This window comes from Polaribacter sp. Asnod6-C07 (assembly GCF_045063625.1).
In the GTDB taxonomy this organism is placed as follows: domain Bacteria; phylum Bacteroidota; class Bacteroidia; order Flavobacteriales; family Flavobacteriaceae; genus Polaribacter; species Polaribacter vadi_A.
This window is the reverse complement of the sequence record NZ_JBEFOF010000005.1, coordinates 585,888-608,424: the sequence shown is the minus strand read 5'-3', so window position 1 is coordinate 608,424 and position 22,537 is coordinate 585,888. Positions and strand designations below refer to the sequence as shown.

General features: G+C 28.6%; 17 protein-coding genes. 5 read left to right on the top strand and 12 right to left on the bottom strand.

What is annotated here, in order from left to right; translation table 11 throughout:
• Positions 1-59 precede the first annotated feature (59 nt).
• Positions 60-434 carry a DUF983 domain-containing protein gene (locus ACJJVK_RS02620; protein ID WP_354667543.1) on the bottom strand — a complete coding sequence of 125 codons (375 nt, stop codon included), beginning with the start codon at positions 432-434 and terminating at the stop codon, positions 60-62.
• A gap of 73 nt (positions 435-507) precedes the next feature.
• Between ACJJVK_RS02620 and ACJJVK_RS02615 the strand changes: the two genes are divergently transcribed.
• On the top strand, positions 508-2,427 hold the full coding sequence (locus tag ACJJVK_RS02615; protein WP_405562865.1) for an ABC-F family ATP-binding cassette domain-containing protein: 1,920 nt from the start codon (positions 508-510) through the stop codon (positions 2,425-2,427).
• A 49-nt stretch (positions 2,428-2,476) separates the two neighbouring features.
• Here ACJJVK_RS02615 and ACJJVK_RS02610 read toward each other — a convergent pair whose 3' ends face one another.
• The 3 genes from ACJJVK_RS02610 to ACJJVK_RS02600 form a co-directional block, all read right to left on the bottom strand.
• Positions 2,477-2,917 (bottom strand): hypothetical protein, encoded by a 441-nt coding sequence (locus tag ACJJVK_RS02610; RefSeq protein WP_405562862.1) that lies wholly within the window; start codon positions 2,915-2,917, stop codon positions 2,477-2,479.
• A 232-nt stretch (positions 2,918-3,149) separates the two neighbouring features.
• The gene (locus ACJJVK_RS02605; RefSeq protein ID WP_405562859.1) at positions 3,150-5,465 is read right to left on the bottom strand and encodes a chondroitinase-B domain-containing protein; all 2,316 of its coding nucleotides are present in this window, start codon (positions 5,463-5,465) and stop codon (positions 3,150-3,152) included.
• An 84-nt stretch (positions 5,466-5,549) separates the two neighbouring features.
• Positions 5,550-6,338, bottom strand: a complete 789-nt coding sequence (locus ACJJVK_RS02600) for a LuxR C-terminal-related transcriptional regulator (RefSeq protein ID WP_215992881.1) — start codon at positions 6,336-6,338, stop codon at positions 5,550-5,552.
• A 302-nt stretch (positions 6,339-6,640) separates the two neighbouring features.
• On the opposite strand from ACJJVK_RS02600, the gene ACJJVK_RS02595 reads away from it, so the two are divergent.
• Both ACJJVK_RS02595 and ACJJVK_RS02590 read left to right on the top strand, forming a co-directional pair.
• A complete protein-coding gene (locus ACJJVK_RS02595) occupies positions 6,641-7,591 on the top strand; it encodes a 1-aminocyclopropane-1-carboxylate deaminase/D-cysteine desulfhydrase (RefSeq protein WP_405562857.1) in 951 nt (316 codons plus the stop codon).
• A 3-nt stretch (positions 7,592-7,594) separates the two neighbouring features.
• Positions 7,595-8,443, top strand: a complete 849-nt coding sequence (locus ACJJVK_RS02590) for a glucosaminidase domain-containing protein (RefSeq protein ID WP_405562854.1) — start codon at positions 7,595-7,597, stop codon at positions 8,441-8,443.
• Positions 8,444-8,535: 92 nt separating this feature from the next.
• On the opposite strand, the gene obgE is transcribed toward ACJJVK_RS02590, so the two are convergent.
• The 7 genes from obgE to mdh all read right to left on the bottom strand — a co-directional run bounded on the left by obgE (position 8,536) and on the right by mdh (position 18,551).
• Complete coding sequence (gene obgE / locus ACJJVK_RS02585; protein ID WP_215992883.1) at positions 8,536-9,525, bottom strand: GTPase ObgE; 990 nt, start codon at positions 9,523-9,525, stop codon at positions 8,536-8,538.
• 5 nt (positions 9,526-9,530) lie between these two features.
• Positions 9,531-10,223 carry a hypothetical protein gene (locus tag ACJJVK_RS02580; protein ID WP_405562850.1) on the bottom strand — a complete coding sequence of 231 codons (693 nt, stop codon included), beginning with the start codon at positions 10,221-10,223 and terminating at the stop codon, positions 9,531-9,533.
• Positions 10,224-10,275: 52 nt separating this feature from the next.
• Positions 10,276-11,394, bottom strand: coding sequence for an adenylate kinase (locus tag ACJJVK_RS02575; RefSeq protein WP_405562848.1), 1,119 nt, complete (start codon positions 11,392-11,394; stop codon positions 10,276-10,278).
• A gap of 92 nt (positions 11,395-11,486) precedes the next feature.
• Complete coding sequence (gene secDF, locus ACJJVK_RS02570; protein WP_405562846.1) at positions 11,487-14,465, bottom strand: protein translocase subunit SecDF; 2,979 nt, start codon at positions 14,463-14,465, stop codon at positions 11,487-11,489.
• 155 nt (positions 14,466-14,620) lie between these two features.
• Positions 14,621-15,229, bottom strand: a complete 609-nt coding sequence (locus tag ACJJVK_RS02565; protein ID WP_405562843.1) for a hypothetical protein — start codon at positions 15,227-15,229, stop codon at positions 14,621-14,623.
• Positions 15,230-15,354: 125 nt separating this feature from the next.
• On the bottom strand, positions 15,355-17,466 hold the full coding sequence (gene recQ / locus ACJJVK_RS02560) for a DNA helicase RecQ (RefSeq protein WP_405562842.1): 2,112 nt from the start codon (positions 17,464-17,466) through the stop codon (positions 15,355-15,357).
• Between the two features lie 158 nt (positions 17,467-17,624).
• A complete protein-coding gene (mdh, locus tag ACJJVK_RS02555) occupies positions 17,625-18,551 on the bottom strand; it encodes a malate dehydrogenase (protein ID WP_405562840.1) in 927 nt (308 codons plus the stop codon).
• Positions 18,552-18,802: 251 nt separating this feature from the next.
• Here mdh and ACJJVK_RS02550 point away from each other — a divergent pair, with 251 nt between their 5' ends.
• Both ACJJVK_RS02550 and ACJJVK_RS02545 read left to right on the top strand, forming a co-directional pair.
• Positions 18,803-19,300, top strand: a complete 498-nt coding sequence (locus tag ACJJVK_RS02550) for a hypothetical protein (protein ID WP_215992890.1) — start codon at positions 18,803-18,805, stop codon at positions 19,298-19,300.
• Between the two features lie 41 nt (positions 19,301-19,341).
• The gene (locus tag ACJJVK_RS02545; protein WP_405562836.1) at positions 19,342-20,343 is read left to right on the top strand and encodes a DUF6588 family protein; all 1,002 of its coding nucleotides are present in this window, start codon (positions 19,342-19,344) and stop codon (positions 20,341-20,343) included.
• Positions 20,344-20,415: 72 nt separating this feature from the next.
• Here the strand turns inward: ACJJVK_RS02545 and gyrB are convergent, their stop codons facing one another.
• Positions 20,416-22,353 carry a DNA topoisomerase (ATP-hydrolyzing) subunit B gene (gyrB, locus tag ACJJVK_RS02540; RefSeq protein WP_215992892.1) on the bottom strand — a complete coding sequence of 646 codons (1,938 nt, stop codon included), beginning with the start codon at positions 22,351-22,353 and terminating at the stop codon, positions 20,416-20,418.
• Between the last annotated feature and the right edge of the window lie 184 nt (positions 22,354-22,537).

The following is a 22,537-nucleotide window of genomic DNA, read 5'->3' as shown; positions in this document are numbered from 1 at the left end:
AAACATCAAATAATTGGGTATTAGTACCCTAAAAAATAGTTTTTAATAAGATTGGTATATCATTTTTCATCATAACTTACAAACATGTTTATCCATAGAATTCTAGATAATCGTAAATTTATGGGTGCTAGAATAAAAAGAGCAGCAACAACAGCTAAAAAAGATTGTAATAAATTAAAGTCTAAACCAAGTTTTGTAATTACAAAAACAACTATAGAAATAGCTACTGTAATACCGTAATTTACATACATAGCTCCATAAAAAAATGAAGGTTCCATCATATATTTTAAATTACAATGCGAACAATTATCATGTAATTTTGTGATTTTTGATGGATTAAAAGTAAAAGAATACTTAAAGAATTCTCCTTCTTGACATTTAGGGCATTTACCATTTGCAATACTATATAATTTTGTCCCTTTTTTAAACATCATAACTTTAAAATTTATCTACTTTTGCAAAGGTAAATTTTTTACCACTTTAATTAAGTAACAATTATTACATTTCATGTTAAACGTTCATAATTTAACAGTTTCTTTTATGGGAACTGATTTGTTTTCTGGTATCACTTTTAAATTAAATAAAGGAGATAGAATTGGTCTGATTGGTAAAAACGGAGCAGGAAAATCGACTTTACTAAAAGTACTTTCTAAAGATATAGAAAGTAGTGGAGGAACTATGGCGTTTGATAAAGATGTGCAAATAGGTTTTTTAAGACAAGATATAGATTTTGTAGAAGGAAGAACCATTTTAGAAGAAGCATACCAAGCTTTTGAAGAAATTAAAAAAATTGAGTTAGAATTAGAAGATATTAATAATCAGTTAACCATAAGAACAGATTATGAGAGCGATTCTTACACGCAATTAATACAAGATTTAACAGACAAACAAGAACGTTACGAACTTCTTGGAGGTTACAATTATCAAGGAGATACAGAAAAAATATTACAAGGTTTAGGTTTTCAAAGAGAAGATTTTAATAAACTAACAGATACTTTTTCTGGTGGATGGAGAATGCGAATAGAGTTGGCAAAACTGTTATTACAAAACAATGATATTTTGTTGCTAGATGAGCCAACAAACCACTTAGATATCGAATCAATTATTTGGTTAGAGAACTTTTTAAAAGGTTATTCTGGCGCAATTGTGTTGGTTTCTCACGATAAAATGTTTTTAGATAACGTAACCAACAGAACTATAGAAATCTCTTTAGGGCAAATTTACGATTATAAAAAACCATACTCTCAATTCTTATTATTAAGAGCAGAAATTAAAGAAAAACAATTACAAGCTCAGAAAAATCAAGAAAAAGAAATAAAACAAAAGCAACATTTAATCAATAAATTTAAAGCAAAAGCTAGCAAAGCATCTATGGCACAATCTTTAATGAAACAGCTTGATAAAGTTGAGTTGATTGAAGTTGATCAAGATGATAACCAAGCCATGAATGTGCGTTTTGCTATTTCTAAAGAACCTGGTAAAATTATTGTTGAAGCAGAAGATTTGTCTAAAAGTTATGGAGATAAACATGTTTTAGAAGGTGTAGATTTATTAATAGAAAGAAATAGTAAAATTGCTTTTGTTGGGCAAAATGGACAAGGAAAATCGACTTTAGCTAAGATGATGGTAGGCGAAATTCCTTTTGAAGGGCATTTAAAACTCGGTCATAATGTAGAAGTTGGGTATTTTGCGCAAAATCAATCAGAATATTTACCACCAGAAAAAACAGTGTTAGAAATTATGGAAGATGCTGCAACAGACTCTAACAGAATGCGTGTTAGAGATATGTTAGGTTCTTTCTTATTTGGTGGAGATGCTGTAGATAAAAAAGCTAAAGTACTTTCTGGAGGAGAAAGAAACAGGTTAGCTTTATGTAAATTATTATTACAGCCATTCAATGTTTTAATAATGGATGAGCCAACAAATCACTTAGATATTGCCTCTAAAACTGTTTTAAAAGAAGCGTTGAATAATTTTAATGGTACTTTAATTGTAGTTTCTCACGATAGAGAGTTTTTACAAGGTTTAACTAGCACTGTTTATGGATTTAAAGACAAAGAAATAAAAGAATATTTAGGTGATATTGATTATTTCTTAGAGCAACACAAAATGGAAAATTTACGTGAAGCTGAAAAGAAAACTGTAGTAAAATTAGAAAAAGATACTTCTAAAAACGAAGCATATCAATTAAGTAGAGAGCAAGAAAAAGAGTTAAAAAAGCTAAATAACAAGCTTTCTAAAATAGAAACTGAAATTGCAGATTTAGAAGCTGAAGTAGAAAAACTAGATTTAGAACTAGCAAAAAATTACGATGAAGTTTCTGCTAAACCTAATTTCTTTAAAAACTACAAAGCTAAAAAAGCAAAAGTAGATACTTTAATGGAAGAGTGGGAGAAAGTAGAAGCAGAAGTTTCTAATTTTTCCTAGGTTTTTTTATAAGTAACCTGCTCTAGAAACTTTAATAAATGAGGAGTATTTATTGAAAATAATTGAAGAAAAATTCAATTATAACACTAAGAACAATACTTAAAATAGTTGCTAAATAAGACAATGGTTTTAGTTTAAAAGTGTTAGCAAATGCTAGGTACAAACTAACGATAGCACAAATTGTTAAAATTATTGTGCCGTAAATGGGAACAATACTTTTAAAAAGCCCTATTATATTAAAAACAGGATCTAATAAAGCTGTAAAACCAAAAATTGCAAGAGCTAAATTTGTTTTTTTGTGTTCCGTTAATAAGTAATAGCTTGCAAAGGTTAATTCTAGACTTATGGCTAGAGCTCCAAACTTGTTATAGTATTCTCTTTTAAAATAAGGTTCAAAACTTTGTGGGAATTCAATTTTTAAAATAAAAGTGACACTTAAAATTAGTCCAGTAATCAAAAGTAATATCGAAACAATTTTTCTTTTTTTCATGCCTTAAACTTTTTCTTTCTTTTTCAGGTCTGCCTTTGGAGATTGCAAAATATAAAGAAATTACAATAATAGCGTAACTTAGTTTAAAGGTAAGAATTTAAATTTAAGTATTTAGATACTAGAATAAATTCGTTCTTAAAATAGTTTTTATTATTGAAAGTTTAGTTGTTATTGAAAACAAATTGTTACAATTTGGCTCAGTCTAATAAAAAGTGTCTTACGATTTAAGCTATTAATACAAAAGATCTAATTTCTGCTGCTCTTCAACCTTTATTTTTCCTGAGTTTATAACAGTATTGTTTTTATGATGATTGTTTTTAACACCCCATAAAAGAGCAACCAATTTAACAGGGTTATTACTAAAAGTATTTTCGTTTAAAAATACATTTACTATACCTCTGCTTTTTATTAAAACACCACTTTTTTCTTTTTTACCACAAGATTTAAAAGTATTATTTGTTAAAGTTAATATACCACCAATAGTAGATTCGTCATAACCACCTCTATAAAAGTGAATCACATTTTTATTAATATTTTCAAAATTACAACCTTTAAAAGTTACCATTTCTGCATTGTAATCTCCTTTTTCTTCTGCAGCCAAAATAAAACCATTTTCGCAATTTTTAATAGTAGTGTTTACCATTTTTATAGTATCAGAAAAAGATCCTTTAGAAGCTTTTAATACAGTTTTAAAACCCTCAACATTACAATTCTCAGTCAAAATATTATAAGCAGAAGACATATTCATAATTAAAGGTGCAAAGGCTAAGTGTTCTTTGTTACCTATAATTGAAATATTTTTTAAAATGATATTTCCTTTAGGATTCATTTCAAATAAAGGAGAATTTTTATCACCTTTAAAAATCAATTTTGCTTTGTTTTTAGAACTAGAAATTAAAGTAATTTCTTTATCAATTTTTAATGATGATTTTAAATGATAGTTTTCATCAATCAAATCTATAATATCGCCAGAATTTGCTTTTTTTAGTGTGTTTGCTAATTCATTTTCCTTGGCTGATACTTTAAATACAGTTGGTTCTACCTCAATTTTTTCTGTAGAAAACCAGCTTGGGCCATAATTTTTCTTATCAATTTTAAATTTTTCTGCTTTAATTAAGTTGCTAATTGCACCTACATAATTCTGATTAATTCTATCGCTATTAAACAAGTCTTTGTCAATTTTATCAAATTCAAAACCATTATAAGTTTCATTAATAAAGCCAGTTTGTCCATTTTCTGGAGCATATAACCAATCATTTATTTTTTTTATTTTTAAAGATTGATGTTGTAGCGCGTTAAATTCTGTAAAAGGAACTTTATTATTATCAAGCACATTATTTTTAAATAAAATACCATCAATATTATCATGATTTACCACTAAAGTTTTTTCTGTTTCGTGATTATAGATTAAATTATTTGCAATTATAGAACGAATAGGAGGTGCAGATCTAATTTCTACTTCAGGTAAAACACCTGCACTTTTCTTGTTTTGGCCAACACCAATTTGCCAAGGCATTTTGCAATCTACCCAAGTATTATGAGCAATTACAACATCTGTTACTTGCCTGTATCTATTTAATTGAGATTTAGGAATTCCGTTCATCACAGCTAAAGGACTTCTAAATTCAGATCCATTTATTTTATAGAAATAGTTATTTGTAATCCAATGACCTGTGTTGATTACACGAATTCCCCCATAAAAATCAGAATCGTCATCACCAATAAAAATATTACCATTTACTTTGGCAAAACTTCCATGTCTTAATACAAAAGATCCTTCGCATTTGTAAAAAATGTTATCCGTAAAAGTGTTGAAATTTGTTTTATCAGAAATAATTTCAACTTCGCCATTACAAGCTTCAAAATAATTATTAGAAACGTTTACATAACCAGGTGTCATGTGTGTTTTGCTATCTCCAATTCTAATGGTTTCTGCTCTTGGGCCTCCTTTTCTTGGTCTTGGGCCAAAATAATTATTTATAATTTGATGATGATTGCTATTATGTTTATTACCTGTTTGAAAAACACGCAATGTTTCACCATCATTAGATTTTCCTGTAATATAACAATGAGCTAAAGTATTGTGTTTGCCAAAAAAGTTAATCCAATGATCGTTTGTTAACCTGCTTGGTTTTGTAAATCCATCAATAACACAATTTGTTATTTTACTATAAAAAGCAGTTGAATCTTCGTTTATTTGATAAGAGATAATGCTATTTTTAGGCGAATATCCATTTCTAAAATACAAACCATCAACCTTTAAATATTGCCCACCCAAATGCAAAAAAGATTTACCTTCTATAAAAACTTTTCCAGAATTTTCTGCTCTTAAAATTATAGGTTTAGTTTGTGTACCAACTCCATAAAAATTAATTTCAGCATCTTTCCAAACACCATTAGCTAAAACAATTTCTGTACCTGGTTTTACTTCTTTTATTGCTTTATTAAGTTGGTTAAGGTCTTTTACAAATACACTATTTAATGTTGATTTGCTATTACAAGAAAGTAGCAAAACCACTAATAAACTAAGTAATAAATTGTTTTTCATGGAATATGATTTTTGATAATTTTAATATTCTATTAGAATATGTATGCAAAAATATGGTTGTTAAATTCGTTTTTTTTTTAGATACTATTTTTTTATAAATGCATTATAATATTGTAATAATTCTTTACTAGTTTTAGCTTTTAATTTTAGTTTAATTTTTTTTATATGTTCTCTTACAGTGTGAATAGAAATAAAAAGAGTGTCAGCAATTTCTTTATGCTTATTTCCCTTACCTAAGTAAGATAATACTTCTAATTCTCTTTTGGTTAAGCTAGTGTACTTGTCTAAATTCTTTTTAATAAATTCATTTTCTTCAAAAATAGATTGAAAAGTTTTTATTGTTTTTGCAATCTCAGAAGGAGAACTCCTTAATTCTAGTATAGCTTCACCATTTTCATTTAAACCTTTATAAATTAGTTCTTTTTCTTTAATGTTGTTTGGAGCAATAATAAATTCTTTGTTTAACCAAACTCTTGCTTCCTCTTCAGTTGCAAAATGCTTTGGATTAAAAACACTTGGAGAGGGTTCATCAAAAACACCCATAACTTCCATATGAGAAAGCACATCTTGACCTACAACAAAAGCTATTGGATGATAGCCATCTTTATCTGCTGTAACAAAACCAGCTTCAAATCTTGGTTTTAAAATATTTTCTTCTACCCAAAGTTTAGTTTTATCATCAATATTATAGGTAAAGTTTTGCTGCAACCAAATAATTTGGATTGGATTTATTTTTTCTAAAGCTTTACGATATTGTAATAATTCACTTTTAAAAGATAAAACACTGTTAGGTGGTGTGTTCCAGGAATTAATAAATCTATTATTTTCAATTTCAAATTTTACTTTTAAATAAGGTCCGTTATAAACAATCATAAAATTTTATTAGAATTTGGTACGTTAAAGTACAGTTTATATAATTGTTTTCAATTAAAAATTGAATATTTTAAAATATTTGCTTCAATTCTTAATTAAGTACAATTATATGAAAATTGCATTTATGATTATTAATAATTGGTATTGTTGTTTTATTTATTGATTTTCAGTTGAATAGAGTTTTTGGAAATAGTTTGAATATTAATTTATAAATTTATGGTTTACTTGTAAAAAAAATCAAATGTGCAGATGTAACTTTTTGATTAGAAATCTATTATTTTTACTGCTTATTAAAACTAGTATTGAGCTTAGCAAAAAATCCTTTTATCATATTGCCCTTAGATATTAAGAATCAACAAATTCATCTTCCTGTTTTAGAAGAAAAAAAGGTTGAGCTTTTTATAAAAAGAGAAGATTTAATTCATCCTTTTGTTTCTGGTAATAAATTTAGAAAATTAAAGTATAACATTCAAGAAGCTGAAAATCAAAATAAAAAAGTATTACTAACTTTTGGTGGAGCCTTTTCCAATCATATTTTAGCTACTGCAGTAGCAGGTAATTTAAGCGGTTATAAAACTATTGGTATCATTAGAGGTGATGAGTTAGGGAACGATTTAGAAAAAACATTAGTTAATAACTCAACTTTAAGAGAAGCTCATAAAAACGGAATGACTTTTGAATTTGTTTCAAGAGCTATTTATAGAAATAAATCTGATGTTGAATTTAAAAATCAACTTAAAGAAAAATTTGGCGATTTTTATTTGATTCCTGAAGGTGGTACAAATGATTTTGCCATTAAAGGTTGTGAAGAGATTTTAACAAATGATGATGTGAATTTCGATTATATTTGTACAGCTGTAGGAACAGGAGGTACAATTTCTGGCTTGATAAATGCTTCTGATAATCATCAAAAAATAATTGGTTTTCCTGCTTTAAAAGGAGAGTTTTTAGTTGATGAAATCAATCAGTTTGTGCAAAAAAAGAACTGGAACTTGCAAACTAATTATCATTTTGGGGGTTATGCAAAGTATAATGATGCTTTAATTCAATTCATCAACAATTTTAAAAAAGAAACTGATGTTTTGTTAGATCCTGTTTACACAGGTAAAATGCTTTTCGGAATTTTAGATTTGGTTGATAAAAATCAATTTGCTAAAAACACTAAAATTTTAGCAATTCATACAGGTGGAATTCAAGGTATAGAGGGTTTTAATCAAAAGTTAAAAAGAAAAGGACAACAAATAATACAATAATATATGAAGTTTAGGATTTTATTTTTTTTATGTTCAATTTTATTTTTTGCCAGTTGTGGTTCTAAAAAGAAAGTAGTTAATAAGAAAAATCCTGGAGTTGTAATTGTAGAGCCAAAACCTATAGAGTTACCATCTGTAAACGAAGTAGAACTTACCAAGAAATTAAAAAAGAAAAACCCAAGTTTAAATAAATATACATTGGCTTATATTCGAAAATATGCGCCTATTGCTGTAAAAGAAATGCACGAATATAAAATACCTGCAAGTATAACTTTGGCTCAGGGAATTTTAGAATCGGGTAGAGGTAGAAGTGAACTGGCTTTAAAATCTAATAATCATTTTGGTATTAAATGCCATACAGGTTGGACAGGGGAACGTGTGTATCATGATGATGATAAAAAAGGGGAGTGTTTTAGAAAATACGTGTATCCAGAAACTTCTTACAACGATCATTCTTTGTTTTTAACCCAAAGAAGACGCTATGCTTTTTTGTTTGATTATAATATAAAAAACTATAAAAAATGGGCTTATGGTTTACGAAAAGCGGGTTATGCTACAGATAAAAAATATCCTGTTAAGCTTTTAAAAATCATTAAAGACTATAAATTATATGAATTTGATGATGTAAAAAAAGGAAAATATACCAAAGAAATTAAAAAGTTAAACGAAGGTAAAACCTTTAAAAAACCGATTGTAATTAAAAAGAGCAAAGAGAATATGTATCAAGTTAGAAAAGGAGATACTTTATATTCAATTAGTAGAAAATTTGGAATTACTGTAGATTTTTTAAAGAAGCTTAATGGTTTAAATGACAACACCATTTCTATTGGTCAGCAACTTTTGGTAAAGTAATCAGAAACAAAAATTACTTTGTTATACGATTAGTTGTTTCTGATTTCTTAACCTAATTATTTTAAATTAAATAAGATTACTTGTCTTTAAGACTAATTCAACATTTTCCAAAGTTTATCTTTTAGTTCTTGTAAACCAAATTGAGCAACAGAAGATATAAATATAGCATCTATACCTTTTGGTAAATCTGCTTTTATTTCTGCTTTTAGCTCATCATCTAACATATCAGTTTTAGAAATAGCCAATAATCTATCTTTGTCTAATAACTCAGGGTTGTGTTTTTTAAGCTCATTTAGCAAGATTTCATATTCTTTGTTAATATCATCAGAATCTGCAGGAATTAAGAATAACAACGCAGAATTACGCTCTATATGGCGTAAAAAACGATGTCCTAAACCTTTACCTTCTGCTGCACCTTCTATAATACCAGGAATATCTGCCATTACAAAAGTTTGATGATTTCTGTTTTCTACAATACCTAAGTTTGGTTTTAAGGTTGTAAAAGCATAATCTGCAATTTTTGGTTTTGCAGAAGTTATAACAGACAATAAAGTAGATTTACCCGCATTTGGGAAACCAACTAAACCAACATCTGCTAATAATTTTAATTCAATTCTAAACCAACCTTCTGCACCATCCATACCTGGCTGCGCATATCTTGGAGTTTGATTTGTAGAAGATTTAAAATTCCAGTTTCCAAGTCCACCTTTTCCACCACGTAATAAAACAACTTCTTTTTTGTCTTCGGTAATTTCTACAATTACTTCATCAGTATCAGCATCTTTAATAATTGTTCCTAAAGGTACATCAACATAAATATCTTCACCATCTGCACCAGAACTTCTACTTTTACTTCCTGCTCCACCACCTTCTGCTCTAAAATGACGTTTAAATTTTAGGTGAAATAAAGTCCACATATTTTTATCTCCACGTAAAATTATGTGTCCTCCACGTCCTCCATCACCACCATCAGGACCACCTTTGGTTATATATTTTTCTCTGTGTAAATGTGCAGAACCTTGTCCGCCTTTACCAGAAGAGGCATATATTTTTATGTAATCTACAAAGTTTCCTTCTGTCATAATTATTAGTATTGTAGTTTTTTGTCAACAATGTTACCTATAAATAAATTGTCTAGATTTGCTTTTGTTGCAACTTTATCCATTGGATTTTTATATACAGGAGGCAAACCAATATAAGCAGCAATTTCATCTTTTTTTGAATCAATAATTAAAAAAGATAAACTTAGCTGGTTTTTTATGGGAGGAGTTCCTGCAAATCCTATTGTTGCTAAATTAACTAATCTACCTTTTACTTTTTTTAAAATTGTATTTTCTTTATTGTATATATATCCAAAACCTTTTACAACTATTGCAAATCTTTGTTTTCTTGATTCAAGAAGAGAATCTATTACTTTGGGTATTTTAATTTTATTTGCTCCAAATAAAGGAGAAGTAAGATTGTAATACAAAGAAGATATTTCTCTATTTATACTATCTCTTAATTTATCATTAGAAATTTTAATCTTATTGTTTATTCTATAATTTTCTTTGTTAGAATCAATTATAGAGTCTAATTTAAGTGAAAATCTTTTTGTTAAAGAATCACTATAATAAAATTTATTTGTTCTTTCTACAATCTGAATCGTAGCAAAAGAATCAAAATAGTCTAATTTAGGATATTTTTTTTCAGATTTTACAAGTTTTAGATATTTATTGCTTACACAAGATAGAAGATTAAAACTTATAACTATAATTATGAAAAATTTATATCTCTTCAACTCTATGAATTAATAGTATTCAATCTTGAATATTAAACTTTAAATCTAGAATTTACAGTGTATCAAATACTTCTGCAATTCTTTTGGTAATATCTTCTATAGAACCAACACCATCAATACCATAGTATTTGTTTTGTGCATCAAAATAATCTTTAAGAATGGCAGTTTTTGTGTTGTATTCGTTAAAACGATTTCTAATTTTGCTTTCATCAGTATCGTCTGTTCTACCACTTGTTTTTCCTCTTTCTAGTAAACGAGTTACTAAAACATCTTCTGGTACCTCTAAAGCAACCATAGCATTAATTTGCTCGCCTTTATCACCTAAAAAAGTATCTAAAGCATCTGCTTGAGATTGTGTTCTTGGAAAACCATCAAAAATAAAACCATTGGCATCTGCATTTTTTTCTACTTCTGCTTTTAGCATATTAATGGTAACTTCATCTGGCACTAAATCGCCTTCATCCATATATTTTTTGGCTAGTAAACCTAATTCAGTAGCGTTTTTAATATTGAAACGAAATACATCTCCTGTAGAAATGTGTACTAAATTGTACATTTCTTTTAAGAAGTTTGCTTGTGTTCCTTTTCCTGCTCCTGGAGGGCCAAATAATACGATGTTTTTCATTTTGGGTTTTGGTGTTAATTGATATATTTCTGGATAATTTCTTCCTATTCCATTGTAATCTAATCCATATCCAACAATAAATTTGTCTTCAATACTTTTACCTATATAATCTATTGGTAATTCTTTTCTAAACACATCTGGTTTAAAAAATAATGATACTATTTTTAATTTTTTAACATCTAGGTTTTTAAAGATATTATAAATTTCTTGGAGCGTGTTTCCTGTATCTATAATATCTTCTAGAATAATAACAGTTCTGCCTGTTAAATCTTCATTAATACCAACTAAATGTTTTACTGTATCTGTTGTTGATGTTCCTTGATAAGAGGCTAGTTTTACAAAAGATACTTCGCAATTACCATTAAATTCTCTAATAAAATCTGCAGCAAATAAAAAGCATCCGTTTAAAATACCTACAAAAATAGGTACTTCGTCTTTTGGTAAATCGTCTTTTACTTGTTCTGCTAAATATTTTACAATAGCATTTATTTCATCTTTTTTGATGAAAGGTTTAAAGTATAAATCGTGAAGTTTTAAAATACTCATAAGAATGCAAATATAACAGATATATTTAATGAAAAAACCGTTTTTAATCTGATTTTCAGAGTTAAAAACGGTTTCTTTTATTTAAAAGAGAACTATTTCTTCTTTTCTTCTTTTTTAGTTGTATCGAACATTATTGGTGTTGCTACAAATAAAGATGAATATGTACCAACTGCTACACCTACAATTAAGGCAAACATAAATCCTTTAATAGAATCACCACCAAATAAGAAGATGGCTAACATTACTAATAATGTTGTTAAAGATGTATTTATAGTTCTACCTAATGTAGAGCTTAATGCTTTGTTTACAACTTCGCTGTATTTCCAATTAGGATATGAACCTGTAAATTCTCTAATTCTATCAAAAATAACTACGGTATCATTTAAGGAGTAACCAACTACTGTTAGTATGGCTGCAATAAATGATTGACCAATTTCCATATCAAAAGGCATAAAACTATAAGTAATAGAGAAAACACCTAATACAATTAAAACATCATGGAAAACTGCAATTACAGCTCCAATAGAGAAAGATACTTTTCTAAAACGTAATAAGATGTATAAGAAAACTACTAATAAAGATCCAAAAACTGCATATAAAGCTGATGTTTTAATATCATCTGCAATAGTTGGTTCTACTTTCATATAACTCATAACCCCTGCACCTTCTTTTTCGAAACCAGGTTTAAAGTTTTCGTAAGTTGTATTACCTAAATAAGATTTTAAACCAGTAAATAAAGCGTTTTGTACTTGATCATCTACCTCTGTACCTTCTTCATCAATTTTATAAACTGTTGTTATTTTAAGTTGATTAGACTCACCATAAGTTTTCACTTCAGGAGCTGTACCAAAAGCATCTTTTAAAGTACTTGAAACTTCAGTAGCATTCATGTCTTGATCAAAACGAACAACATAAGAACGACCTCCTTTAAAGTCTACACCTTGTTTTAAACCAATAGAGAATATAGAAATAATACCAGCAATGATAATACCACCAGAAATAATGTAAGCAATCTTACGTTTCTTTAAGAACTCTACATTTATATTTTGGAACCATCCTTTAGAAATAGAAGTATTAAATGTTAATACAGAACCTTTGTTTACTGCTCCATCAATTAATAAACGAGTAATAAATACAGCTGTAAATAATGATGTTGCAATACCAATCATTAACGTTAATGCAAAACCTTTAATTGGTCCTGTACCAAAAATATATAAAATAATACCTGTTAATAATGTAGTAATATTTGCATCAATAATTGCAGATAATGCTCCTTTAACAGAGAAACCTTCTTCTACAGATTGTTTTAATCCTTTCTTTTTGAATAATCCTTCTTTAATTCTTTCGAATATAATTACGTTGGCATCTACAGACATACCAATTGTTAAGATAATACCAGCAATACCAGGTAAAGTTAACACAGCATTAAAAGATGCTAAAATACCGAAGATGAATAAAATATTTACAATTAAAGCAACATCTGCAAAAGCACCAGCTTTACCATAATATAAAATCATCCAAAGTAAAACTAAAACAATAGCTAAACCAAATGATAGGAAACTTGCATTAATAGCTTCTTGTCCTAAAGATGGCCCAACAACTTCTGCTTGAATAATTCTTGCAGCAGCAGGTAATTTACCAGCTTTTAATACAGTAGAAATATCTTCTGCTTCTGCAACAGTCATTGTTCCTCCAGAAATAGAAGTTCTACCACCAGTAATTGCTTGGTTTACAGAAGGAGCAGTGTAAACGTAGTCATCTAATACAACAGCAACAAAATTACCTACATTATCAGCAGTCATTTTTGCCCATTGTTTAGTTCCAGAACTATTCATAGTCATAGAAACTTCTGGTTTGTTTAATTGATCAAATACTTGACCAGCATCTAAAATAACATCACCTTCAATAGTTGGTTTGTCATTTCTGTTACCTTTAATAGCGTATAAACCAATTAATTCAGTTGTACCATCTGCACTTGTGTTAGATTTATAATCCCATAAAAATTTTGCATATTTAATTTCATTAGGTAATAATGCTCTAATTTCTTTTTTAGATAATAAATCGTTTACAGTAGCTGTATCTAAAACACTAGCATAAGCAACTGTAGAATTTAATTGTTGTTGAGATTGTGCAAAATTTGGCATTAAGTAAGTAAATAAATTCTTCTGAACTTTAGTAGAATCTGATTCTTCACCTAATAAATCATCAATATCATCTTTTTTAGTTGTATCTTTTTCTTGCTCTAAAACAGAATCATCTTTTAACATTTCTGCTACTTTAGCATTTGCAGTAAAGAAAAAGTTTTGTACTTCTGCATTAGTGTATACACCCCAAAACTGTAATTCAGCTTTACTAGTAATTAGCTTTGTAACACGCTCAATATCTTTAGCACCTGGTAATTCAATTTGAATTCTACCAGAATTTCCAATTCTTTGAATGTTTGGTTGTGTAACACCAAATTTATCAATTCTACTTCTTAAAACTTCGAAAGCAGTACCAATAGAACTATTAATTTCTTCTTGTAAAGTTTCTCTTACAGTAATGTTTGCTTCATCAAAAGAAATTTTATCACTTAAAGCTTTTGTACCAAAAATAGAAGGATCACTTAATTTTGTAGTTCCTGCAACTTTTTCAAATTCTTCGAAAAATAAATCTAAGTAATTTAAGTTACTACTTTTTTGTCTAACATCTGCAGCTTCTAAAGCAGTATTAAATGCTTCGTTTTTAGAGTCGTTAGCTAAGCTTTTTAATACTTCTTTTACAGATACCTGTAAAATTGCATTAATACCACCTTTTAAATCAAGACCAAGATTCATTTCTTTGTCTTTTACATCATTATAAGAATATTGTGCTATTCCTAAATCTATAATGTCTTTGTTGGCAACACTATCTAAATATTTTCTTTCGTAACTTGCTTTTTGTCTAGCATCATCACTATCAACAGCTTTGTTGTTAGAGTAAGTTACAGCATCATCTTCAACTTTATTAGCTAAAAATGTGAATGATAGTTGATACAAACTCACTAATCCGAAAAGAATAGCGAATAATTTAATTAATCCTTTATTTTGCATTTGATATAGTTTTAGTCAAAAATTTTTAAAACGAGCAAATATAGATAACTTCTCGAACTTTTTGACATTTAATTATGTTTATTGATTTGTTTTCAGAAGATTGCGAAATCGCGTCATTCTGAGGTAGATATTTTAAAATTATCTACTTAAATTGTTTAAGATAAGTAATAAAAAGGGCCAGCTCTAACTTCTGGTATGTTGTGGGAAGTACTATTTTTTACTATAAATAATTGTTTGTAAAATCTAGATTTTGATTTATAAACAGTATTGGCTTCAATTAATAATATTTTTTCTGATGAAGCATAATTTTGTTGATTTGTGTACCTCTCTGAATCATATTTGATTTCTATAATAGAATTACCATCAAAATTTGATGAATCTGCCTCATTTTCTAATTCATAAACATCAAAATTAAATTTAGATTTTTTTTCTGATGGATATTTTTTTTGGTTGTTAGATGATTCTCTAACAGCAATTTCATTTTTTTGAGAAAGTGCTTCTTTAATATAAGAAACTTGGTCTGAACTGTAATATGAAATTTTTAACCTACCATTTTTAGCTTCTTGAATTTTAATATTTGATGCGCCAGCAGTAGTCAAGCGATTTTTTATATCGGCTAATGTAAATTCCTTTTCAGAATCATTTATTTTAGAATTATTAAACTCTAAAACAATTTCTTGATTGGGTACAGGAATATTTTCGTGGAAAGTACCAAGAAAAGTAAATAAAACTAAAAGTGCACTAAAGTACCATTTTGGGTTCATGCGCCAAATATATAAAAAAAGATTGCTTTTTGTAGAAGTATAAAACTTCAAATTTAGCAATAACAGTTTTTTTCTTAAAAAAGTAATATAAAACTGATAATCAATAACTACAGAAAGCAATAAAATTACTCTTTTTTTAGAATTAAAGTTATGCTGATTCTAATTTGGCTGTAAGAAACTTCTTCGTTAAGTTTTTCGTAAATGGGTTTTAATTCCATTTTTTGATTAAATTGATTAAAAACGGTTTTAACTTTATCAATAATATCTTGTGTAACATATTTTTTAAGATCAATATTTTTGCCTTCTGTATATAGTTGAGATAAATGAGAAAAAATAGTAGTTACAGATAATTCTCTTTTTTCTGCAATTTCTTTTGGATTTAAGCCTTGTTTATAAAGATCTAAAGTTTTTTGTGTTGTAGGTGTTTTACGTGGTTTTTCCACATTTTTAAATTGGCGAATTATCTGCATAAAATCTTCACCATATTTTTCCATTTTATTTATACCTACTCCAGAAATGGCTAAAAATTCATTTTCTGATGTTGGTAATTCACTTGCCATTAATTTTAATGTTTTATCATTAAAAACAATGTAAGCAGGCATATTTTCTTCTTTAGATATAGAATGTCTTAATTTTTTTAGGGCTGTAAATAAATCGTTATTTACATCACCTATAATGGTCGCTTTTACTGTTTTTTGTTTGTTCTTTTTATCATTTGGACTAATAGGCGTTGTTAATCTAATCTTTTTTTCGCCTTTTAAAACTTGCCAACCAATAGGTGTTATTTTTAAAGCAGAGTTTTCTGCATACATTATTTCTATCAAACCTTGGTTTGCCATTTGAATTATATAATCTCTCCAATCGAAAAAAGAAACATCTTTTCCTATTCCGTAAGTTTTTAGATTAAAATATTGTTTTGAGTGTATATCTGCATTATTGCTACCTCTTAAAACATTAATTAGCATTGTAATTCCGTCTTTTTCTTTCATTCTAGCAATTCCAGAAAGTGCCTTTTGTGATAAAATAGTACCATCAAAATCTTGTGGTGGATTTTCACAAACATCACAATTGCCACAATTTTGGGTAAGATGTTCTCCAAAATAAGACAATAATATTTTTCTTCTACAAGATTTTGCTTCTGCAAATTGCAACATTCTATTTAGCTTTTCTTTTTGCATTGCAGTGTTTGCACCTTCGTCTGCAAATTGGCTGTACAATACAAAATCTCTCATATTGTAATAAAGTAGGGTTTCAGAAGGTAAACCATCTCTACCTGCTCTACCAATTTCTTGATAATAACCTTCAAGATTTTTAGGTAAATTGTAATGAATTACAAAACGAACATTAGATTTATCTATGCCCATACCAAAAGCAATAGTTGCTACAATTATTTTTGTATCATCATTTATAAAATCAGTTTGAGTTTTTTCTCTTTCTTCGTTACTCATTCCTGCATGATAAAAAGCCACAGAATGCCCTTCTTTTTGAAGATAGTTAGCTACTTCTTCTGTGTTTTTTCTACTTAAACAATAAATAATACCACTTTCATTTTTTCTCCTTTTTATAAAATTGATAATTTCTTGTAATTTTTTCTTTTTAGTAACTTGTCCTCTTACTTCAATACTCAAGTTTTTTCTATCGAAAGAAGAGATAAATAATTTTGAATTATTTAAACCTAATTGTGCTTCAATATCTTTTCTAGCAGATTTATCTGCAGTAGCAGTTAAAGCTATAAAAGGTACATTGGCTAACGAGTTTCTAAATACTTTTAGTTGAGTATACTCTGGTCTAAAATCATGCCCCCACATACTTACACAATGCGCTTCATCTATAGCAACTAATTTTATTTTTAATTGTTTAAGCCAAGAATTACTTACTGATATTAGTTTTTCTGGGGATAAATATAAGAGTTGTAAATCGCCATTAATTGCTTTGTTGATGACGTTGTTTTCTTCTTCAACAGAAATAGAGCTGTTAAAGAAATCTGCCTTAATTCCGTTTGATTTTAAGGCTTGTACTTGGTCTTTCATCAATGAAATTAATGGCGAAACTACAATAGTTATACCGTTAAAAAGTAAGGCAGGGATTTGAAAACACATCGATTTTCCTCCTCCAGTTGGCATTAAAACAAAACTATCTTTACCTTCTAAAGTTCTGTTGATAATTTCCTCTTGCAGAGGACGAAAATTATCATAACCGAATATTTTTTTTAAAATAGTGTTTGTTTGGTTTGTCATCTTTTAGCAATTACTTTACAAAAATACATACTTTACATTGCTAAATAAAAATTAGAATAATGGATTGTCTGAAAAAGAGAATCTAATTTTTAAATAGATGCAACAAAAAATCCAGCTCATTGAGCTGGATTTTTATAAGTCATAAAAAAGACTTTATATTATAATTCTAATAAACCATTAGTTTTAGAAACACCTACAGCAGATTCTTCTAAATGAGCTTTTTCAGCATCACTTAAACTAATTTCTACAATGCTTTCTATGCCATCTTTACCTAAAACAACAGGTACACCAATACATAAATCATTTAAACCAAATTCACCTTCTAATAAAGAAGAACATGGGAATATTTTTTTAGTATCGCAAGCAATAGCTTGTACCATACCAGAAACTGCAGCACCTGGAGCATACCAAGCAGATGTGCCTAATAAACCAGTTAAAGTAGCACCACCAACTTTAGTATCTTGTTTTACTTGTTCTAATCTTTCTTCAGAAATAAATTCTGAAACAGGTACAGAGTTACGAGTAGCTAATCTTGTTAAAGGAACCATCCCTTTATCTGAGTGCCCACCAATAACCATACCATCAACATCAGAAATAGGCGCACCTAAAGCTTCTGCTAATCTATATTTAAAACGAGCAGAATCTAAAGCACCACCCATACCAATAATTCTGTTTTTTGGTAAACCTGTAGTTTTATGAACTAAATACGTCATAGTATCCATAGGGTTAGAAACCACAATAATTATTGTATTAGGAGAATGTTCGATTAAGCTAGAAGAAACAGTTTTTACGATTCCTGCGTTAATACCAATTAATTCTTCTCTAGTCATACCTGGTTTTCTAGGAATACCAGAAGTAATTACACAAACATCAGAATTTGCAGTTTTTGTATAATCGCTTGTGCTTCCAGTGATTTTAGTATCAAAACCGTTTAAAGAAGCTGTTTGCATTAAATCCATTGCTTTACCTTCTGCAAAACCTTCTTTAATGTCTAAAATTACTACTTCAGAAGCAAAATTTTTGATTGCAATGTATTCTGCACAACTTGCACCTACTGCACCTGCACCAACAACTGTAACTTTCATATAAATATTTTTAAAATTTGTTAAATAAATCTAATCACAAAAATACAATATTCTGAATGTTTTATTGTGATATATGTCATAAAAAAAGTTACGAATTTTATTGATTTTATCTATAAATTGGAAAGAATATTACGAGTTTATGTGTAAAAGTTGTATCAATTGTATTGAATCTTGTATGAATTGTAAATAATACCTACATTATTTTTCTATATTTGTTAAACAACATTTAATAACTTATAAATAAAAAAATTATGAAAAAATTTAAAATTATTCAAACAATGCTAGTGCTTTTTGTAGCTTTTACATTTAGTAATTGTGAAGAAGATGGAGAAATACAATTTATTGTAATAGATGAATTTGAGAGTAATGCTGTGGTTACAGGATTAAACACTGCAACTTCATTTGAAACTTCTAATTCTACTAATATTCAAGATTTATTAGACAATGCAAGTGAATTTGTTGAAGCAGAAATTGAAAAAGTTACATTAACCTTAGAAGATGATTTTTCTGGAGAAGCGATTACAGGTAATTTTGATTTAACAGTAGGGCCTATTAATATAAATCAAACTCTAACTTTAACTAAAGGAGAAGGTGTAGAAGTAATTATACCTACAAACGCATCAAGTATTTTATCAGTAGTTAATGCTGGTGTTTTTCCTTATGTAATTAAAGCTGATTTTACTCAAACACCTGCAGATGATAATTTTACTATCAATTTGAAATTTAAAATTAAAGCTACTGTACAGTAAAGTGCAATAACTTATCTAAAATTAACTAAACTATAAACTATATGAAAAAAGTATTTTTATTTTTATTTACTGCATTTACGTTAACTTCATATTCACAAATTGAATTAGAATCTATTTTAGAAGGTGGTGTTGCAGATGCAAGAGCTTTATTACAAGGATATGTAGAACCTTTTCCTACAGGTTTTGGAAATGGAATTAATGGAGGTTGGTATTCAACTGCAAAAACTCACAAATTATTTGGATTTGATATTGCTGTAATTGCAAATGGTGCTTCTGTGCCTTCTTCAGCAGAAACTTTTACTTTTAATAATGCAGATTATTCTAACATTAAATTAGAAGATTCTAGTATTTCTTCTGCAGAATTACCAACATTATTTGGGTCTCAAAAGTTAGATGATAGACCTTTACTAACATTTACAGATGACACAGGTAATTCTATTTCTACGTCATCTTTACCAGGTTCAGGTTTAAAAGAAGCTATTGGGTACAATGTTGTTCCTTCTGCAATGTTGCAAGCTGGTATTGGTTTGTTTAAAAATACAGATTTAATAATAAGATACATTCCAGAGCAAAATGATACAGATTATCAATTTTCAACATTTGGTTTTGGTATTAAACACGATTTAAAACAATGGATACCTTTCGTTAAACGTTTACCTTTTGATGTTTCTGCTTTAGTTGGATGGAATGATGTAAAATCTAAATTCTTTATAGATCCAGAAGATCAGCCAACTCAAGCATTAGAGTTTAATACAAAGACTTTTATCTTTCAAGTTTTGGCATCTAAAAAACTTTCGATTTTTACTATTTATGGTGGTGTAGGTACAACAAACTATAAAACAGATGTTAATATGTTGGGTTCTTACACAACATCAGCTTCTAATACTACATATACAGACCCAATTAGTTTAAAATATGATGGTAGCTCTATGAAAGCTAATTTAGGTTTAAGTATAAAATTATTATTCTTAAATATTGCAGCTGAATATGCAACACAAGAGTATGATGTATTTTCATTGAGAGCAGGTTTTAGTATCAGATAAAAATAGAATATAGAAATAAAAAAAGGTGTAAGAATTTTCTTACACCTTTTTTGTTTATTTACCTTTTAGGTATTATGCGTCTATATTCGCATATTTTGCATTTCTTTCAATAAAATCTCTACGAGGAGGAACTTCATCTCCCATTAGCATAGAGAATACTCTATCTGCTTCTGTAGCGTTGTCGATAACTACTTTACGTAAAGTTCTAAATTCAGGATTCATAGTTGTATCCCAAAGTTGTTCTGCATTCATCTCTCCAAGACCTTTATATCTTTGAATGTTAACACCACCACCTAATTTTTGAGCAATTAAATCACGTTGGTTATCATCCCAAGCATATTCTCTTTTCTGACCTTTTTTTACTAAATATAAAGGTGGAGTAGCAATGTAAATGTAACCTTGCTCTACCATTTCTCTCATATATCTAAAGAAGAAAGTTAAAATTAAGGTAGCAATGTGAGAACCATCAACATCGGCATCACACATAATAACTACTTTATGATAACGTACTTTAGTTAAGTTTAAAGCTCTTGGATCTTCTTCTGTACCAATAGAAACACCTAAAGCAGTAAACATGTTTTTAATTTCTTCGTTTTCAAAAACTTTATGTTGCATTGCTTTTTCAACATTCAAGATTTTTCCACGAAGTGGAAGTATAGCTTGGAAGTTTCTGTCTCTACCTTGTTTTGCTGTTCCACCTGCAGAATCTCCCTCAACTAAAAATATTTCACATTGAGCAGGATCTGTTTCTGAACAGTCAGATAATTTACCAGGTAAACCACCAATAGACATTACTGTTTTACGTTGCACCATTTCTCGTGCTTTACGTGCAGCGTGTCTTGCAGTTGCAGCTAAAATTACTTTTTGTACAATAGTTTTAGCATCAATTGGGTTTTCTTCTAAATAATCTGATAACATTTCTGATACTGCTTGAGATACTGCAGAAGTAACTTCTCTGTTACCAAGTTTCGTTTTTGTCTGTCCTTCAAATTGTGGTTCTGAAACTTTTACAGAAACAATTGCTGTTAAACCTTCTCTAAAATCATCACCAGCAATATCAAACTTTACATTTTTTAATAATCCAGATTCATCTGCATACTTTTTTAAAGTACCTGTTAAACCACGTCTAAACCCAGATAAATGTGTTCCTCCTTCGTGAGTGTTGATGTTATTTACATAAGAGTGTAAATTTTCTGCATAAGAAGTATTGTAAACCATAGCAACTTCTACAGGAATTCCGTTTTTTTCGCCTTCCATAGAAATTACGTTTGCAATCAACTGCTCACGTGTAGAATCTAAATATTGAATGAATTCTGGCAAACCTTTATCAGAATGAAAAGTTTCTGAGATAAAATTACCTTCATCATCAGAATTTCTTTTGTCAGTTAAAGTAATAGTAATTCCTTTATTTAAATACGCTAATTCACGCATTCTAGTTGCTAGAGTTTCGTAATTGTATTCTGTAGTTTGTTGAAAAATAGATTTATCTGGTAAAAAAGTAACTATGGTACCTGTAAAATCAGTTTCTCCAATTGTTTTTACTGGATATAAAGTTTTTCCTTTTTCGTATTCTTGTTGCCAAACTTTACCTTCTTTATGAACTGTAGCTGTTAAATGATCTGATAATGCATTAACACAACTTACACCAACACCATGTAAACCACCAGAAACCTTATAAGAATCTTTGTCAAATTTACCACCTGCACCAATTTTTGTCATTACAACCTGTAATGCAGAAACACCTTCTTTTTTGTGTAAACCTACTGGGATTCCACGTCCATTATCTTTGGTAGTTATAGAGTTGTCTTCATTAATTGTAACATTAATAGTGTCACAATAACCACCCATTGCTTCATCAATAGAGTTATCTACAACTTCATACACTAAATGATGTAAACCACGCACTCCAACATCACCAATATACATTGAAGGACGCATTCTTACGTGCTCCATACCTTCTAATGCCTGAATACTGGAGGCATCATAATTATGCTTTTTTTCTTCGCTCATTATCTGTCTAAATTTTCTATTATTTGATTGTTGATTGTAAAAAATACAACCTATCAAATATAAGGAAAAACATAAGTTTTAAAAGTTTTTTATTGATAAAAGTCTGAATTGTTGATAAGTTTAAAAGTGTCTTAAAACCTCTAAAAAGTGTTTTAAATTAGATTTCAGTGTTTTTTGATGAGTC

Excerpts from the sequence above, each read along its gene's own strand:
- ACJJVK_RS02600 (WP_215992881.1), bottom strand. The coding sequence starts at position 6,338 with ATGATTGTTTATAACGGACCTTATTTAAAAGTAAAATTTGAAATTGAA.
- ACJJVK_RS02615 (WP_405562865.1), top strand. The coding sequence starts at position 508 with ATGTTAAACGTTCATAATTTAACAGTTTCTTTTATGGGAACTGATTTG.
- ACJJVK_RS02545 (WP_405562836.1), top strand. The coding sequence starts at position 19,342 with ATGAAAAAAGTATTTTTATTTTTATTTACTGCATTTACGTTAACTTCA.
- obgE (WP_215992883.1), bottom strand. The coding sequence starts at position 9,525 with ATGACAGAAGGAAACTTTGTAGATTACATAAAAATATATGCCTCTTCT.
- ACJJVK_RS02550 (WP_215992890.1), top strand. The coding sequence starts at position 18,803 with ATGAAAAAATTTAAAATTATTCAAACAATGCTAGTGCTTTTTGTAGCT.
- secDF (WP_405562846.1), bottom strand. The coding sequence starts at position 14,465 with ATGCAAAATAAAGGATTAATTAAATTATTCGCTATTCTTTTCGGATTA.
- recQ (WP_405562842.1), bottom strand. The coding sequence starts at position 17,466 with ATGACAAACCAAACAAACACTATTTTAAAAAAAATATTCGGTTATGAT.
- ACJJVK_RS02610 (WP_405562862.1), bottom strand. The coding sequence starts at position 2,917 with ATGAAAAAAAGAAAAATTGTTTCGATATTACTTTTGATTACTGGACTA.
- gyrB (WP_215992892.1), bottom strand. The coding sequence starts at position 22,353 with ATGAGCGAAGAAAAAAAGCATAATTATGATGCCTCCAGTATTCAGGCA.
- ACJJVK_RS02620 (WP_354667543.1), bottom strand. The coding sequence starts at position 434 with ATGATGTTTAAAAAAGGGACAAAATTATATAGTATTGCAAATGGTAAA.
- mdh (WP_405562840.1), bottom strand. The coding sequence starts at position 18,551 with ATGAAAGTTACAGTTGTTGGTGCAGGTGCAGTAGGTGCAAGTTGTGCA.
- ACJJVK_RS02575 (WP_405562848.1), bottom strand. The coding sequence starts at position 11,394 with ATGAGTATTTTAAAACTTCACGATTTATACTTTAAACCTTTCATCAAA.
- ACJJVK_RS02605 (WP_405562859.1), bottom strand. The coding sequence starts at position 5,465 with ATGAAAAACAATTTATTACTTAGTTTATTAGTGGTTTTGCTACTTTCT.
- ACJJVK_RS02590 (WP_405562854.1), top strand. The coding sequence starts at position 7,595 with ATGAAGTTTAGGATTTTATTTTTTTTATGTTCAATTTTATTTTTTGCC.
- ACJJVK_RS02565 (WP_405562843.1), bottom strand. The coding sequence starts at position 15,229 with ATGAACCCAAAATGGTACTTTAGTGCACTTTTAGTTTTATTTACTTTT.